Below are 15,507 nucleotides of genomic sequence, written 5' to 3' on the forward strand. Positions count from 1 at the left end.
GGGCTGGCGGCCGTGAGGTCGCCGGCCTTTAGCCCATCGCCGCCTTCACCGTCTCGACGAGCTGCTTCATCGTGAAGGGCTTGGGCAGGAAGTGGAATTCCTCGCCTTCCGGCAGGTTCTTGCGGAAGGCTTCCTCCGCATAGCCGGAGACGAAGACGACCTTGGTGTTCGGGTTGCGCTTGCGCAATTCGCCGAGCAGCGTCGGGCCGTCCATTTCCGGCATCACCACGTCGGAGACGACGAGGTCGATCTTGCCGTCGTTCTGCAGGAAGAGGTCGAGCGCCTCGACGCCCGATGCCGCCTCATGGACGGTGTAGCCGCGCGAGACCAACATGCGGGCATTGAGCGCGCGCACCGCGTCCTCGTCCTCGACCAGCAGGATGACGCCGGCGCCGGTATGGTCGGCGGCGAGCTTCTTCGGCGCCTCCTTGGCGGCGGCCTCGGCGGCGATCTCCTCCTGGCTCGGCACATGGCGCGGCAGGAAGATCTGGAAGGCCGTGCCCTTGCCGATGGTCGAGTCGACGAAGACGTAGCCGCCGGTCTGCTTGACGATGCCGTAGACCATGGAGAGGCCGAGACCGGTGCCCTTGCCGACCTCCTTGGTGGTGAAGAACGGCTCGAAGATCTTGTCGAGATGCTCCTGAGGGATGCCGGTGCCGGTATCCTCGACCTCCAGCAGGACGTAATTGTCGGCCGGCAGGGCCTCGTGGCCGAAGGAGGCGCAGTCCTCGCGGGCGACGTTGCGGGTGCGGACCGCGAGCTTGCCGCCGTCCGGCATGGCGTCGCGGGCGTTGACGGCGAGGTTGACGATGACCTGCTCGAGCTGGCCGAGATCGGCCTTGACCGGCCAGAGATCACGGCCCTGGCGGACATCGAGCGTGACCTTGTCGGCGACGACGCGCTTCAGCATCAGCGAGAGGTCGGAAAGCACCTCGCCGAGCTCCAGCACCTGCGGGCGCAGCGTCTGGCGGCGCGAGAAGGCGAGGAGCTGCCGTACCAGCGCCGCGGCGCGGTAGGCATTCTGCTTGATCTGCATGATGTCCGGGAAGGACGGATCGGTCGGCCGGTGGCTCGCCAGCAGGAACTCGGAGGCGTTGATGATGACCTGCAGCACGTTGTTGAAATCGTGCGCGATGCCGCCGGCGAGCTGGCCGACCGCCTGCATCTTGCCGGCCTGGTCCATGTTGTCGCGCAGCTTGCGCTCGGCGGTGGTCTCCAGTGCATAGACGATGGCGCGCTCGCCATCGCCGCCTTCGGTGCCGGCGACGGGGGTGAGGTAGAGCTTGGCCGAGCGGCCGTCCTCGCCGGCAAGCGCGAGGTCGAGCGGCGCGCCGCCCGAGCGCCCGGCGACCACCTCGGCCAGCGCCTCGTTGAGCCCGGCGCCGGAGGCGACGAGGTCGTGGATGGTGCGGGGCCTGAGGCCCGCCGGGATCAGGCGGGCGAAGGCGGCGTTGGAATGCAGGATCGCGCCGGCCTCGTCGACGGTGGCGATCGCCATCGGCGTCGAATGGAAGAAGCGGGCGAAGCGGACTTCGGCATCGCTGCCGCCATCGGCCCCGGCCTCGCCGGCCGTGCGGTTGAGCACGAGGGTGCGCGAGGGGCCGGCGCGGCCGTCCTGCCCGAAGGCGACCTGATGGTGCAGGCGCACGGGCAGTGGGGCGCCGTTGCGGCGCTTCAGGTCGACATCGAGCACCTCGACGCGGACATCGCCGGGCTGGCCGCGGATCGCCTGGATCAGGGCGGCGGCGGAGGAGGTACAGACATCCTCGAGATGCAGGCCGCCCGAGCCGAAGCGGGCGAGGTCGAAATCGAGCCAGCCGGAGAGGGTGGCGTTGAGATAGGAGATCTCGCCATCGGCATCGATCGAGATGAAGCCGGCCGGCGCGTGGTCGAGATAGTCGATCGCGTGCTGGAGCTCCTGGAAGGCGTTTTCCTGGCGCTCGCGCTCGGGCGTGATGTCGGAGACCGACCAGATCGTCGCGGTCGTGGCCTCGCGGCGCACCGGCGAGACGCGGACGCGGTACCAGCCGACCTCGCCGCGCTCGTTCAGGGCGGGCTCGAGGCGGACCTCCTCGACGAGGCGACGATGCTCGCGGGCGGCGGTGGCAAGCCGGTAGATCGCTTCCGAGACATCGGCGCGGCCGGTCAGCAGGCGGCCAACCGGCTTCAGGTCATTGGCGCCGGTGGCGCCCGCCAGCGCGAGATAGGCCTCGTTGGCATAGACGATCTCGTTCTCGCTCTCGGTCACGACGATGCCATCGTCGGCGCGGTCGACGATCGCCTTGGTCAGGTCGTTGCGGGCGGCGCGGCCGGAAAACTGCACGAGGCCGATGGCGAAGGCGAAGAGGCCGAAGACGCCGACGACCGAGAGGATGGCGAGCAGGCCAAGTATCAGGGGCTGCGCCCATTCATTGGCGAGGAAGCCGAGCGCGATCGCCGCGCCCACCAGCACGCCCGCGACCAGCAGGATGATGCCGATATGGCCGGGCTTGTCGGAGCGATCGATCGTGTTGGTCGCCGTGGTGCCGCTCATTGCGGTGGAGTCCGTTCCCTTGCGGCCGCGCGGAAACCGGCGGCCAAGCTTCCTTCGCATCCCTGTCGAGTTAGGCGCGCCGGCCCTTCAGGCGCAAGACGTATCCGATGACTTCGGCGACAGCCTGATAGTGTTCGACAGGAATTTCTTCGTCGATGCCGACCGTGGCGTGGAGCGCGCGCGCGAGCGGCGGGTTCTCGACGATCGGCACGCGATGCTCGCCGGCGACCTCGCGGATCTTCAGGGCTATCGCATCGACGCCCTTGGCGAGGCAGAGCGGCGCCGCCATGCCGGGCTCGTATTGCAGGGCTACGGCGAAGTGGGTCGGGTTGGTGATGATCACGGTGGCCTTGGGCACCGCCGCCATCATGCGCTTGCCGACGCGTTGGGCGCGGATCTGGCGCAGCTTCGCCTTGACCTCGGGATTGCCTTCCGAGTTCTTGAACTCGTCCTTCATCTGCTGCTTGGTCATCTTCTGGCGCTGGTACCAGGAGAAGCGTTGCCAGCCGAAATCGCCGATGGCGATGATCGCGAAGAGGGCGAGGACCGCGCCCATCAGCTGGATCGCGAGCGAGAGCGTCGCCGGCATCAGCGCCTCGACGCCCATCTGGGCGAAGCCTTCGAGCCGGTCATGCTGGCCCCAGAGCGTGAGCCAGACGACGATACCGATCAGGGCGGTCTTGGCGAGACCCTTGGCGAAGTTGACCCAGGCCTCCTTGCCGAACAGCCGCTTGGCGCCGGCCATCGGCGAGATGCGGTCGAATTTCGGCATCAGCGGCTCGAAGGTCCATAGCGGCTTGTGCTGGAGCATCGCGCCGGCAAGGCCCGCGCAGAGGATGAAGGCGAAGGGCAGGCCGAGCGCCATGAAGCCAGTCAGCACGCCGCGCTGCGTGATCTGCATGAAGGAGGCGCCATCGGAGGGGACCTGGTGCGCGTTCATCAGGAAGGAGCGCAGCGACAGCATCGCCTCACGGGAGGACCAGCCGGCGGCGACCAGCAGGGAGAGCGTGAAGCCGCAGAGCACGAAGAAGGTCCCGATCTCCTGCGATCTGGGGACGTCGCCTTTCTCAGTGGCTTCGTCCAGCTTTCGCTGGGTCGGGTCTTCTGTTTTGTCTTCGTTGTCGGCTTCCTCGGACATCGCAGCCTCAGCCTGTGAACTGACGGAGGAAGGCGCCGAGGTCGTCGATGAAGACGCTCATCATCACACTGAGCACGACGAGCAGGACGAGCATGCCGCCCATGATCGAGGCCGGCACGGCGAGGAAGAACACCTGCAGCTGCGGCATCATCCGCGCGAGCACGCCCAGCCCGAGATTGAACAGCAGGCCGAAGACGAGGAAGGGCGCCGAGATCTGGATCGCGAGCGCAAAGCCGCGCGCTGTCGAGCGGACGGCGAGCGCCATCGTGTCCGTCAGGTCGACGGCGCCGCCCGGCGGCAGCAGGCGGTAGCTTTCATGGATCGCGGCGATGGCGATGTGGTGCAGGTCCGTGGTCAGGATCAGCGTGATGCCGAGCATCGTCAGGAAGTTGCCGATCGAGGGGTTCTGCATGCCGCCGGTCGGGTCGACCGTCATGGCGAAGCCCAGCCCCATGGTCTGCGCGACGAGCGTGCCGGCGGTCTGCAGGCAGGCCATCACCAGCCGGGCGCAGAGCCCGATGACGAGGCCGACCAGCAATTCGCCGATCAGCAGGGCGACGACGCCGGAGACGTCGCCGGGCACCCGCAGGGAGGGCCGGGCGATCGGCACGATCATCAGGGCGATGAAGAAGGCGAGAGACAGCCGCGCCCGCGAGAAGATGAAACGCTCGCCGATGCCCGGCATGAGCATGACGAGCGTGCCGACCCGCGCGAAGACGAGCACGAAAATAGCGCTGATCTCGGGCAGGATCGCGATTTGCATCGTGCCGCGGGCACCTTCGCGCCAATGGGTGCGCCGCGAACCCGCGCCGGCCAAGGCCGGCAGCAGGCGCGACGGGCTCATCCGCCCGTGGCGATTCGGGCGGCGACTCGCCCCATATAACCCGCCAGCGCGTCTCCCATGAACGGGAGAAACAGCAGCAGCGCGGCAAAGACGGCGACGATCTTCGGCACGAAGACCAGCGTCTGTTCCTGGATCTGCGTGAGCGCCTGGATCAGCGAGACGATGAGACCGACCGCGAGCGCGATCACCATCAGCGGGCCGCCGACCTTGAGGAAGACGACGATGCCGTCGCGGGCGATGTCGAGAATGGCTCCGGAAGTCATGATCTCTATCCGATCCTGAGGCCGTCAGACCGGCATCCGCATGATTTCTTCATAGGCCGCGATGACGCGGTCGCGCACGGCGACCAGGGTCTCGATCGCGGCCTCGCTCTCTGCCACCGCCGTCACGACATTGACGATGTCGGCGCGGCCGCCGGCGACGCTCGCCGTCTGGGCATCGGCCTTGCGCCCGGCATCCGCCGTCGCATCGAGCGCCTTGCCGAGCAGGGCCGAGAAATCCGGCCCACCCGCTTCCGCGCCGCCCGTGGCGAGCGGCTTGCGCATCAGATTGCCGGCACCCATCCCCTGGATGTTGGCGTAGGCGCCGGCGGCGAAGCCCGGAGTGGCCATGGCGATTCAGTCCCCTTCTGGAGCCGCGTTGTTCAGGCGCGCAGGATGTCGATGGTGCGCTGGATCATCCGGCGCGTCGAAGAGATCAGGTTGAGATTGGCTTCGTAGCTGCGCTGGGCCTCGCGCATGTCGACCATCTCGACCAGCGAATTGACGTTCGGCATCTGCACGTTGCCATTGGCGTCGGCGGCCGGGTTGCCGGGCTCGTGCTTGGTCTTGAAGGCGCTCTGGTCGCGCTGGACCTTGCCGAGCGCGACGAGCTGGGCGTCGAGCGTGCGGTCGAAATGGCGCTGGAAGGTCGGGACCTTGCGGCGATAGGGCTCGGCGCCGGCGCGCTCGGGGCCCGAATCGGCATTGGCGATGTTCTCGGAGATGACGCGCATGCGCCCGGACTGGCTGCGCAGGCCGGAGGCGGCGACGGCGATGCTCTTGATCAGGTCCATGATCAGCGGCCTTTCCCGATCGCGATCTTCATCAGGCCGAGGCCCTTGCTGTAAAGCGAGGCGGCGAGCTGATAGTCGGACTGGTTCTGCGCGACCTTGAGCATCTCGTCCTCGAGATTGACCGCATTGCCGTTGGGCGTGGTCTCGAAGCGCGGGGCGCCGGTACCGTCGAAGCCGCCATTGCTGTTCGTCAGACTCATATGGCCGGCGCTGGTGCGGGCGACCGCTACGCCGGCTCTGGCCGGATCGGCGCTCGGCGGCTTCAGATCGACCGGGCGAAAGCCGGGGCTGTCGGCATTGGCGACGTTCTCGGCGAGCACCTTCTGGCGCGACTGCTGGTAATGCATGCGCGTCTTCAGCGCCTGCATCAGGCCGCCACTGAGGCTGAATCCGTCGTTCGCCATGGCTCCAGCTCCCCGTTATCGCCGCCGGCGAGGCGGGACTACTGGGCAAATCCTGCCGGGTTCATGGTTAATATCCGGTTAAAGAGGCGGGCTTTCGCAGGTGTGATTAACCACGCGTTCACCATGTTTCCCGATAGCGAAAGCGTTATGCTATAGCCAAGGTGTTGAACAATGGGCGGGACTTAACGGCCGTCCGGGCCGCCGTGGCGTTAAGAGGCATACCTTGCAGAGCTTGTTCGGATTGGAACTTACGACCCCGCAGAGGGCGATTGTCGCGATCATCGTCGTTCTCGTGCTTCTCGCGCTGCTCGGCCTGTTCGTGCGGCAGATCAAGGGCGGACGCCTGCGGCTGCGCAGCCAGGCCGGGGGGCGGCAGCGCCAGCCCCGGCTCGGCGTCGTCGACACCTACGACCTTGATCGCCAGCGTCAGCTCGTGCTGATCCGGCGTGACAATATCGAGCATCTGCTGATGATCGGCGGTGCGTCCGATGTCGTGGTCGAGACGAACATCCTGCGCAGCGGCAGCCGCGCCGCGCCGCCGAGCTATGCCGATACCGCCGCGATGGACCGGCCGTTGCCGCCGTTCGAGACGCTGGTTCCGCCGAGCGAGCCCGCCTTGCGGGCAGGGGATGAGGCACGCCGCACCGGTTATCCCGAAGGGCCGGAACTGCTGCCACCGCTGCCGACCCGCCCCGTTTCCGTGCCCGTCGAGCCGCCTGCGACGATCTCTGCGTCCACGGCCGCGACCGCGGGTGTCGCCGCCGCTCTCGGCGTCGCTGCCGCGGGCGAGGCGGTTGCTGCCCCTGCCAAGCCTGCCGCTCCGGCCATGCCGGTGCCCCCGGTCACGACCGGGCCGGCGCCGAGCTTCGCGCGCGAACATGCGCCGCAGCCGGCCGTCAGCCCCGGCGAGCTCGACGACATGACGCGCCAGCTGGAAGAGGCGCTGAAGCGGCCCTTCTCCGCCGTGCGTCCGGCCAATCTCGGCAGCGAGGCGCCTGTCGCGAGCGCTGCGCCGGCTGTCGAGCCGCCCGCGCCCGTCGAGACATTTGCGCCTGCGCCCGTCGTCGAGGCGGAGCTGGCGCCGGTGGAAGCGGCGGCGCCTCACATCGAGCCGCTGGCTCCGGAACCGGAGATCGTATCCGAGCCCGTCGTGGCGCCGGCCCCGGTCGCTCCGCCGCGCCAGAAGCCGATCCCGAGCGATGTCGAGGCCGAGCTTGCTGCCGCGCTCGGGCTTTCGCTGGATCGCCCGCTTTCGAAGGCGCCGGAGCCGAAGCTGTTCGAACCGAAGCCGGCCGAGATCCATCATCCGGAGCCGTCGGAGCCGGAGTCGGAACCGACCCCGGATCCCGTGCCAGAGCCGATTGTCGACGAGCCCGCTTTCGTCGAGCCGGCGCCTGTCGCGATCGCGGAAGAGCCGGCTCCGGTCGAAGCTCCCAAGCCGCAGCCTGAGTCCGAAAAGCCGGCCGAGCCCGCGACCAAGGAGATCGATCCCTTCTCTGTGGACGCGATCGAAGCCGAGTTCGCCCGGCTGCTTGGCCGGGATCCCAAGGCCAAGTCCTGAGGCAGGGGCGCACGGCCTGAGCGCCTTCGGGCGGCGGGCCATCAACAGGATTGTCGGCTCTCCAGCCTTATGACGCCGCGCACCGGTTGCGCGGCGTTTTCGCGTGGCTAGCTTCAGGCGCACCCGATCGGTTGAGTCGGGCAGTGGCGGCGCGCGTGAAGGTCATCGGCGGACGAGCGAGACGGTTTCGAGGCGGGCGTGCCCTGGCGGCGGCCGCGCTGCTGCTTGTGCTCCAGAGCGTGCCGGCACTGCCGCAGACACTGTCGCTCGACCTCGGGCAGGGCGGCGGCGTGGCGGAGCGGGCGCTCCAGCTCATCGCCGTCATCACGGTGCTGTCGCTGGCGCCGTCCATCCTGATCATGGTGACGTCGTTCACCCGGATCGTGGTCGTACTGTCGCTGCTGCGCTCGGCATTGGGCACGCAGACCGCGCCACCCAATGCCGTGATCCTCGGACTGTCCCTGTTCCTGACCGGATTCGTGATGGCGCCGACCTTGCGCGAGGCCTACACGACGGCGGTCCAGCCGCTGGTCGCCGGGCAGATCCAGCCGCAGGAGGCCTATAATCGCGGCGTCGTGCCCTTCAAGACCTTCATGCTCAGGCATGTCCGCGAGAAGGACCTGGCGCTGTTCCTCGACATGTCGCAGGGGCCGCGTCCGCAGACGCAGCAGGATATCGGTGTCGAGGTTCTGATCCCGGCCTTCATGATCTCGGAACTGCGCCGCGCCTTCGAGATCGGCTTCCTGCTGTTCGTGCCCTTCCTGATCATCGACCTGGTGGTGGCCTCGATCCTGATGTCGGTGGGCATGATGATGCTGCCGCCAGTGACGGTGGCGCTGCCGTTCAAGCTGATCTTCTTCGTGCTGGTCGACGGCTGGGGGCTTGTCGCGGGCTCGCTGGTGAAGAGCTACGGCAGCGGGTAGATGGGGTAAGTCTCATCGCTTTTTCGCGGCGTCGTAGACTTGTGAGCGTTCGCGCTTGCTGACGGCAACGACCACGACCGTGATCCGCTCGTCCTCGACGCGATAGACCAGCCGATAGCCCGCGGCGCGCAATTCGATCTTGTAGTGATCCGGCAGGCCATGCAGGGCGTCAGCGGGCACCCTTGGATGCGCCAGTCGCTCACCGAGCTTTTTCTTGAACTGCTCGCGCAACGTCACGCCGAGCTTGTCCCATTCCTTCCGTGCGGATGGCAGGAATTCGAGCTTATAGCTCATCGAGACCGACCGGCTCGCCCTTTTCGCCGGCCCGCGCCCGGACGATCTCGATGAGAACCTGATCGTCGAGCGCATCGACCAGCGCCTCATAAGTGTCGGCCGGCACCATATAGGCCATGACGCGATTGTGATTCAGGATCGCGACCGGATTGCCCCGCGCGCCATCGACCACGGCAGTAGGATTCTTCTCGAGATCGGAGACGCTGACGGCGATCTCAGCTTCGACGCGCTGCATGGCTTCCCCTTAACTCGACCCGAAAATAAGATGCCAATTTCAGGTCTGAATTAAGGTCAATATAGCGTGGTGCATTCGGCGTCGCCAGAGGCCGTCAGCCCACGACCACCCGGCCGCGCTGGATGCGCAGGCTGAGCGAGCCGTCCTTGAGCGCCAATGCCTTCTCGCCGAAGACGCTGCGGCGCCAGCCCTGCAGGGCCGGGACCTGGGCGAGGTCGTCGGAGGCGATCGCCTCGAGATCGTCGGTCGAGGCGATGATCTTGGGGGCGACGCGCTCGGCATCCGCCACCGCCTTGAGCAGGACCTTGAGCAGGTCGAGCACCGCGGCATTGGTCGGACGGCCGCGCTCGCGCTCCAGCCGGGGCAGGGTCTTGGGATCGAGGGCGGCGGCGCGCTCGATCGCGGCCAGAACCTCGGCGCCGTTGCGCGAGCGCTCGAAGCCGTTGGGGACGGAGCGCAATTCGGCGAGCGCCTCGACCGAGCGCGGGCCGCGCTGGACGATATCCATCAGCGCATCGTCCTTGAGCACGCGCTGGCGCGGCACGTCGCGGGTCTGCGCCTCGCGCTCGCGCCAGGCGGCGATCTCCATCAGGTTCGGAAGCTCGCGCGGCTTGCGGATGCGGCCTTTGAGGCGCTGCCAGGCATTCTCCGGCTTGACCTCGTAGGTCGCGGGCGAGGTCAGTACGGACATCTCCTCAGCCACCCAGTTCTCGCGGCCGGTGGCATCGAGATCGGCCTTCAAGGCGAGATAGATGTCGCGCAGATGCGTGACGTCCGATTCGGCGTAGGACAGCTGCGCCTCCGTCAGCGGGCGGCGAGACCAGTCGGTGAAGCGCGAGGACTTGTCGATGCGCGCCTTGGCGAGGTCGTTGGCGAGCTGCTCGTAGCCGACCGAGTCGCCATAACCGCAGACCATGGCCGCGACCTGCGTGTCGAAGAGCGGGGTCGGCAGCACGCGCCCGAGAAGCCAGACGATTTCCAGGTCCTGCCGGGCGGCGTGGAAGACCTTGACCACGTTCTCGTTGACCATCAGCCCGAAGAACGGGGTGAGGTCGAGATCGGGTGAAAGCGGGTCGACCAGTACCGCCTCGTCCGGCGAGGCGATCTGGATCAGGCACAGCTTGGGGTAATAGGTGGTCTCGCGCAGGAACTCGGTGTCGACCGTGACGAAAGGATGGGTCGCGAGGCGATCGCAGGCGGCGGAGAGCGCGGCGGTATCGGAAATCAGATGCATGATGTCGTCGTCTTAGCAGAGAGAGCCGCAGGATGTCGCGGGCGTTCTTGACATTTCGGGCGCGCGCGTGTGGTTAGCCCCAAGCTGTGGCTGGCGCTTCGCGCCGGCCACCGACGCATTTCCGAAAGACTGAGCCCGTGACCCTGCATCGCTATCGTTCCCATACCTGTGGCGCGCTCCGTGACAGCGACATCGGCCAGAATGTCCGCCTCTCCGGCTGGTGCCATCGCATCCGCGACCATGGCGGCGTGCTCTTCATCGACCTGCGCGACCATTACGGCATGACGCAGGTCGTCATCGACCCCGATTCGCCGGCTTTCGCCGAGGCCGAGACGCTGCGCTCGGAATGGGTCGTGCGCATCGACGGCAAGGTCAAGGCCCGCCTCGCCGGCACCGAGAACGCCAACCTGCCGACCGGTGCGGTCGAGGTCTTCGCGACGGCGATCGAAGTGCTCGGCCCTTCGGCCGAATTGCCGCTGCCGGTCTTCGGCGACCTCGAATATCCCGAGGATACCCGCCTCAAGTACCGCTTCCTCGACCTGCGTCGCGAGAAGCTGCACAACAACATCATGCTGCGCACCAAGGTCATCGACTCGATGCGCCGCCGCATGAAGGATTCGGGCTTCTCCGAGTTCCAGACGCCGATCCTGACCGCGTCCTCGCCGGAAGGCGCGCGCGACTTCCTGGTGCCGAGCCGCCTGCATGCCGGCAAATTCTACGCGCTGCCGCAGGCGCCGCAGCAGTACAAGCAGCTTCTGATGATGGCGGGCTTCGACCGCTACTTCCAGATCGCGCCCTGCTTCCGCGACGAGGACCCGCGCGCCGACCGTCTGCCGGGCGAGTTCTACCAGCTCGACGTCGAGATGAGCTTCGTCGAGCAGGAAGACGTCTTCGCGACGATGGAGCCGGTCATTACCGGCGTGTTCGAGGAGTTCGCCGAGGGCAAAAAAGTCGCGCGCAACTGGCCGCGCATTCCCTATGCCGAAGCCATCGCCAAATACGGCTCCGACAAGCCGGACCTGCGCAACCCGCTCATCATGCAGGACATCTCCGAGCATTTCCGCGGCTCGGGCTTCAAGGTCTTCGCGCGCATCCTCGAAGGCGAGAAGAACCGCGTCTGGGCGATCCCTGCGCCGGGCGGCGGCAGCAGAGCCTTCTGCGACCGGATGAACTCCTGGGCGCAGGGCGAGGGGCAGCCGGGCCTCGGCTACCTGATGGTCAAGGAAGACGGCGAGGGCCAGGGGCCGATCGCCAACAACATCGGACCTGAGCGCGTCGCCGCGATCATCAAGCAGATGGGACTCAAGGGCGGCGATGCCTGCTTCTTCGTCGCGGGCGACCCGGACAAGTTCTACAAGTTCGCCGGCAGCGCCCGGAACAAGGTCGGTTCCGAGCTCGGGCTGATCGACGAGAACGCCTATGCCTTCGCCTGGATCGTCGACTTCCCGATGTTCGAGTACAACGAGGACGAGAAGAAGGTCGATTTCTCGCACAACCCCTTCTCGATGCCGCAGGGCGGCCTGAAGGCGCTGACCGAGGAAGATCCGCTCTCGCTCAAGGCCTTCCAGTACGACATCGCCTGCAACGGCTTCGAGCTGGCCTCCGGCGGCATCCGCAACCATCGCCCCGAAGCGATGGTGAAAGCCTTCGAGATCGCCGGCTATGGCGAGGAAACGGTGATCGAGCGCTTCGGCGGCATGTATCGCGCGTTCCAGTACGGCGCTCCGCCACATGGCGGCATGGCGGCGGGCGTGGACCGCATCATCATGCTGCTGGCCGGCGCGACGAACCTGCGCGAGGTCGCGCTGTTCCCGATGAACCAGCAGGCCGTCGATCTGCTGATGGGGGCACCGGCCGAGGCGACGCCGAAGCAGCTGCGCGAGGCGCATCTGCGGATCAACGCTCCCGAGAAGAACGGCTGACGTCCATGGCCTTGCTGTCGATCGGGCGGGCGCTGCCGCTCGCCTGTCTTCTTGCGCCGCTGCTCGGCGCCTGCGTCGCCGCCGGCGACAGCAGCGCCGGCCGTGCCTCGACTTTGGCGACGACAGTGTCACGCGCCACGGCCTGCAAGGCCGGCTCGCCGCAGCGCACGACGCTCGACCGTTTCCTCGCGGCCGAGAAGGCGAGGGGCGCCGACGACCAGCAGATCGCGGCTGCACGCTCGGCTTATGTCGGTGTCTCCGAAGCCGAGATGATCAATCAGGGCGTCAAGCCGCAGCCTTGCACGGCCGAGGAGCGGGCGGAGCTGAAGGTGCGGATGGGCCGTATCCGGGCCGGGGATTTCAACACGCTCTGAGCTGCCCGTGCCGATGCCTTCGTCCCCTAAGCTTGCCGCTGCAACGGCTCTGTGCGCGGTGCTCGCGGCTTGCACGGCCGTCGGGCCGATGCCCGGCACGGTGGAGTATGCCGCAGCCACCGTCTCGCGCGCCTATGATTGCGGCCTGCAGGTCGATCGCAGCCGGATTATCGCGCGACTCGATCGACAGGATCGGCAACGCTTCGTCGCGGCCAATGCCGGCTATGCCGTGAAGTCCTACAAGGCGCCGCATCGCTGCGAGGCTGGCGAGCGCGAGCGGATCAAGGGCGAAATCGGCGCGCTCGCGCGCCGCTGAAATCGCTTGCTTCCGGCCTCCCGACATGGCCACAAGGCGGCAATGCCCGCCGCCGCCATCACCGCCATCGTCGTCAGCTATGACAGCGCCGAGGTCCTGCCCGCCTGCCTCGATGCGCTGGCCGGGGAGGGCGTGCCCGCCATCGTCGTCGACAATGCCAGCGGCGACGACAGCCGCGCCATCGCGGTGGCGAAGGGCGCGCGGGTGATCGCGAATGCCCGCAACGAGGGTTATGGCCGGGCCAACAATCTCGGCGTCGTCGTAGCCGACACGTCGTATGTGCTGATCGTCAATCCGGATCTTGAACTGACGAAGGGCGCTGCCGCGGCGCTTCTCGCGGCCGCCGAACGCTATCCCGATGCCGGAATGCTGGCGCCGCGCATCGTCGAGCCGTCGGGCCGCATCTTCCTGCAGCCGCGCTCGCTGCTTTCGCCTCCGCATCTCAATCGCTCAGGTGCCATGGCGATCCCGGAAGGCGATGCCTGCCTTCCCTTCCTGTCGGGGGCCTGCCTGCTGATCCGGCGCGAGGCCTTCGTCGCGCTCGGCGGCTTCGACCCGGCAATCTTCCTGTTCTACGAGGATGACGATCTGTGCCGGCGCATGCGCGATGCCGGCCATGCGCTTGTCCATGTCCATGAAGCCGAGGCGCGCCATGGCCGTGGCCGCTCGACGGCGCCGTCGCCGCAGCGGCGCTTCAAGGCGCGCTGGCACCTCGCCTGGTCCGAGCACTACATCGCCCGGAAATACGGGCTCGCCGGGCCAGGGCCGATCCGCATGCTGGAGAATATCGGCAAGGCTGCGGGCTACGGGCTTTTGCTGAAGCGCGAGAAGATGTTCGCGCATGCTGGCTCGGCCGCCGGCGCGCGTGCCTGGCGGCGTGGCGAGACGGCGCTCGCCCATGAGGGGCTGGGGGAGATGCCATGAGCGGGCCTCGGTCCACGGTCGCGGAGGCGCTCGCTAATCCGCACAATAATTTCGGCCTGCTCCGGCTCGAGATGGCTCTCGCTGTCGTGGTGTCGCATGCCTTCAGCGTCACAGACGGGCGGGTGGAGCAGGAGCCCTGGTTCCAGACGACGGGCTTCACGCTGGGTGAGCATGCGGTCAACGGTTTCTTCGCGGTCTCCGGCTTTCTGGTGACGATGAGCTTCGTCAGGCGCGGCTGGCGCGACTATGTCGTGGCGCGCCTGCTCAGGATCGCGCCGGGGCTGATCGCGGCGACGCTGATCGTCGCGCTCGTGCTGGGCGCAGCGATGACGACACTCGACCGATCCGCCTATTTCAGCGACCCGCGGCTGTGGCGCTTCATCTCGGGCACGCTCACCACCTTCAAGAGCGCGGCGGCCTTGCCTGGCGTCTTCGAGACCAACCCGTTGCCCTTCCCGCTGGGGACGGTGTGGACGCTGAAATACGAGACGCTGTGCTATCTCGGTGTGCTCGTCGCGGGGCTCGCCGGAATACTGGCGCGGCCGCGTCTCGCGCTGGCGGCGCTCCTGGTGCTGACGCTGGCCGTCGTCCTGCGTGAGGTCATGGCGCCGCATGGTTCGAAGGGCACGGAGACGGCGCTGCGCCTGCCGCTGATCTTCCTCGCCGGTGGCGTCGTCTATCTCTATCGCGAGAAGGTGCCGCTCTCGCTGCCGCTGCTGGCCGTTGCGCTGCTCGCGCTGGTGCCGCTCTCCTTCACGCCGTTCTACAAGGCGGCGCTTTATCTCGTCACAGCCTGGGGCGTTCTCGTGCTGGCGCTGGCGCCGGCCCTGACACGGCGCTCGGTCGAGCCGCCGGCCGATCTCTCTTACGGTGTCTATCTCTATGGCTGGCCAGTGCAGCAGGCGCTGCACGCGCTGTTCCCCTCGCTTGGCGCGGTGGCGCTGCTCTGGCCGTCGCTGGCCGTGACCGTCGTCGTGGCGGCGCTGTCCTGGTACCTGATCGAGAAGCCGGCGCTCGGGCTCAAGCGCCGGCTGATGGGCGCTTCCTGAGCGCTTCCAGCAACGCGTCGATCTGCTCTGACAGCAGCAGCGGGATCAGCGGTTCGATCTCGGCGCGAGGCCGGTTCCACCAGGCGGTTTCGACGAGTGCTGCGATCCGGGTTTCGTCGAAGCGATACCTGACGACACGGGCCGGATTGCCGGCGACGATCGCATAGGGCGGCACGTCGCGCGTGACGACGGAGCGCGCCGCGACCACGGCGCCATGGCCGATCGTAACGCCCGACATCACCATGCATTGCGAGCCGAGCCAGACGTCGTGCCCGATAACGACGTCGCCGCGCGACGAATGATAATCCGATCGCGCACCCGCCTGAGGCCAGAGGCCGGGCAGGGCGGGAAAGGGATAGGTCGTCGCCCAGTCGAGGCGGTGGTTGCCGCCGAGCAGGATCTCGACCTGTTCAGCGATCGAGCCGTAGCGCCCGATGACGAGCCGGGCGCCGCTTTCCGGAAAGCGCACCTTGGGGCGCCCATAGGTATAGGCGCCGACCGTGAACTGCCCCGGCCGCCGCGTGATCAGCTTCGCGAGATGCAGCCGGGTCTGGTTGTCCGGGTTCAGGCGCTTGCGCAGCCAGCCGCGGGGGACGGGCGCCAGGCCCGCCCACCACGCCTGGACGGCGGAGGGGCGCCAGTTGCGGTCTTCGGGCGCGACGGCGTGATCCTCAGTTGGTCGCATTTTCTTCACGCGAACCG

General features: G+C 67.5%; 18 protein-coding genes. 7 read left to right on the plus strand and 11 right to left on the minus strand.

Annotation, left to right across the window (positions count from 1 at the left end):
- Positions 1-28: 28 nt before the first annotated feature.
- From cckA to flgB, 7 genes are all read right to left on the minus strand, one after another.
- Positions 29-2,533, minus strand: coding sequence for a cell cycle histidine kinase CckA (cckA, locus tag ACODTJ_RS21675; protein ID WP_488850032.1), 2,505 nt, complete (start codon positions 2,531-2,533; stop codon positions 29-31).
- Between the two features lie 70 nt (positions 2,534-2,603).
- Positions 2,604-3,671 carry a flagellar biosynthesis protein FlhB gene (gene flhB / locus ACODTJ_RS21680; RefSeq protein WP_454656331.1) on the minus strand — a complete coding sequence of 356 codons (1,068 nt, stop codon included), beginning with the start codon at positions 3,669-3,671 and terminating at the stop codon, positions 2,604-2,606.
- Between the two features lie 7 nt (positions 3,672-3,678).
- A complete protein-coding gene (gene fliR / locus ACODTJ_RS21685) occupies positions 3,679-4,434 on the minus strand; it encodes a flagellar biosynthetic protein FliR (RefSeq protein WP_454658971.1) in 756 nt (251 codons plus the stop codon).
- Between the two features lie 77 nt (positions 4,435-4,511).
- Positions 4,512-4,778, minus strand: coding sequence for a flagellar biosynthesis protein FliQ (gene fliQ / locus ACODTJ_RS21690; RefSeq protein WP_047578234.1), 267 nt, complete (start codon positions 4,776-4,778; stop codon positions 4,512-4,514).
- Between the two features lie 24 nt (positions 4,779-4,802).
- Positions 4,803-5,126, minus strand: a complete 324-nt coding sequence (gene fliE / locus ACODTJ_RS21695) for a flagellar hook-basal body complex protein FliE (RefSeq protein WP_454656332.1) — start codon at positions 5,124-5,126, stop codon at positions 4,803-4,805.
- A gap of 32 nt (positions 5,127-5,158) precedes the next feature.
- Positions 5,159-5,569 (minus strand): flagellar basal body rod protein FlgC, encoded by a 411-nt coding sequence (gene flgC, locus ACODTJ_RS21700; protein ID WP_377838759.1) that lies wholly within the window; start codon positions 5,567-5,569, stop codon positions 5,159-5,161.
- A 2-nt stretch (positions 5,570-5,571) separates the two neighbouring features.
- A complete protein-coding gene (gene flgB / locus ACODTJ_RS21705; protein ID WP_454656333.1) occupies positions 5,572-5,973 on the minus strand; it encodes a flagellar basal body rod protein FlgB in 402 nt (133 codons plus the stop codon).
- Between the two features lie 223 nt (positions 5,974-6,196).
- Here flgB and ACODTJ_RS21710 point away from each other — a divergent pair, with 223 nt between their 5' ends.
- Positions 6,197-7,534, plus strand: a complete 1,338-nt coding sequence (locus tag ACODTJ_RS21710; RefSeq protein ID WP_454656334.1) for a hypothetical protein — start codon at positions 6,197-6,199, stop codon at positions 7,532-7,534.
- 155 nt (positions 7,535-7,689) lie between these two features.
- A complete protein-coding gene (fliP, locus tag ACODTJ_RS21715) occupies positions 7,690-8,457 on the plus strand; it encodes a flagellar type III secretion system pore protein FliP (RefSeq protein WP_454658972.1) in 768 nt (255 codons plus the stop codon).
- 12 nt (positions 8,458-8,469) lie between these two features.
- Here the strand turns inward: fliP and ACODTJ_RS21720 are convergent, their stop codons facing one another.
- The 3 genes from ACODTJ_RS21720 to rnd form a co-directional block, all read right to left on the minus strand.
- Positions 8,470-8,751: a type II toxin-antitoxin system RelE family toxin gene (locus ACODTJ_RS21720; protein ID WP_454656335.1), complete on the minus strand. Its 282-nt coding sequence runs from the start codon at positions 8,749-8,751 to the stop codon at positions 8,470-8,472.
- Positions 8,741-8,986 carry a type II toxin-antitoxin system Phd/YefM family antitoxin gene (locus ACODTJ_RS21725; protein ID WP_454656336.1) on the minus strand — a complete coding sequence of 82 codons (246 nt, stop codon included), beginning with the start codon at positions 8,984-8,986 and terminating at the stop codon, positions 8,741-8,743. The genes ACODTJ_RS21720 and ACODTJ_RS21725 overlap by 11 nt, the downstream gene beginning before the upstream one ends.
- A gap of 94 nt (positions 8,987-9,080) precedes the next feature.
- Entirely contained in the window at positions 9,081-10,220 is a 1,140-nt protein-coding gene (rnd, locus tag ACODTJ_RS21730; protein WP_454656337.1) for a ribonuclease D, read from the minus strand.
- A gap of 143 nt (positions 10,221-10,363) precedes the next feature.
- Here rnd and aspS point away from each other — a divergent pair, with 143 nt between their 5' ends.
- Genes aspS through ACODTJ_RS21755 form a run of 5 tightly spaced genes read left to right on the plus strand, consistent with a single transcriptional unit; the run spans position 10,364 to position 14,805 of the window.
- Positions 10,364-12,142: an aspartate--tRNA ligase gene (gene aspS, locus ACODTJ_RS21735; protein ID WP_454658973.1), complete on the plus strand. Its 1,779-nt coding sequence runs from the start codon at positions 10,364-10,366 to the stop codon at positions 12,140-12,142.
- 5 nt (positions 12,143-12,147) lie between these two features.
- Positions 12,148-12,516, plus strand: a complete 369-nt coding sequence (locus tag ACODTJ_RS21740; RefSeq protein ID WP_454656338.1) for a hypothetical protein — start codon at positions 12,148-12,150, stop codon at positions 12,514-12,516.
- Between the two features lie 13 nt (positions 12,517-12,529).
- Positions 12,530-12,832 (plus strand): hypothetical protein, encoded by a 303-nt coding sequence (locus ACODTJ_RS21745; protein ID WP_454656339.1) that lies wholly within the window; start codon positions 12,530-12,532, stop codon positions 12,830-12,832.
- Positions 12,833-12,874: 42 nt separating this feature from the next.
- Positions 12,875-13,756, plus strand: a complete 882-nt coding sequence (locus ACODTJ_RS21750; protein WP_454656340.1) for a glycosyltransferase family 2 protein — start codon at positions 12,875-12,877, stop codon at positions 13,754-13,756.
- Positions 13,753-14,805, plus strand: coding sequence for an acyltransferase family protein (locus tag ACODTJ_RS21755; RefSeq protein ID WP_454656341.1), 1,053 nt, complete (start codon positions 13,753-13,755; stop codon positions 14,803-14,805). Before ACODTJ_RS21750 ends, ACODTJ_RS21755 begins: the two co-directional genes overlap by 4 nt.
- On the opposite strand, the gene ACODTJ_RS21760 is transcribed toward ACODTJ_RS21755, so the two are convergent.
- Entirely contained in the window at positions 14,777-15,490 is a 714-nt protein-coding gene (locus ACODTJ_RS21760; protein WP_488850039.1) for a CatB-related O-acetyltransferase, read from the minus strand. The genes ACODTJ_RS21755 and ACODTJ_RS21760 overlap by 29 nt on opposite strands.
- Positions 15,491-15,507 lie beyond the last annotated feature (17 nt).

The organism is Allobosea sp. FG18, assembly GCF_057809495.1.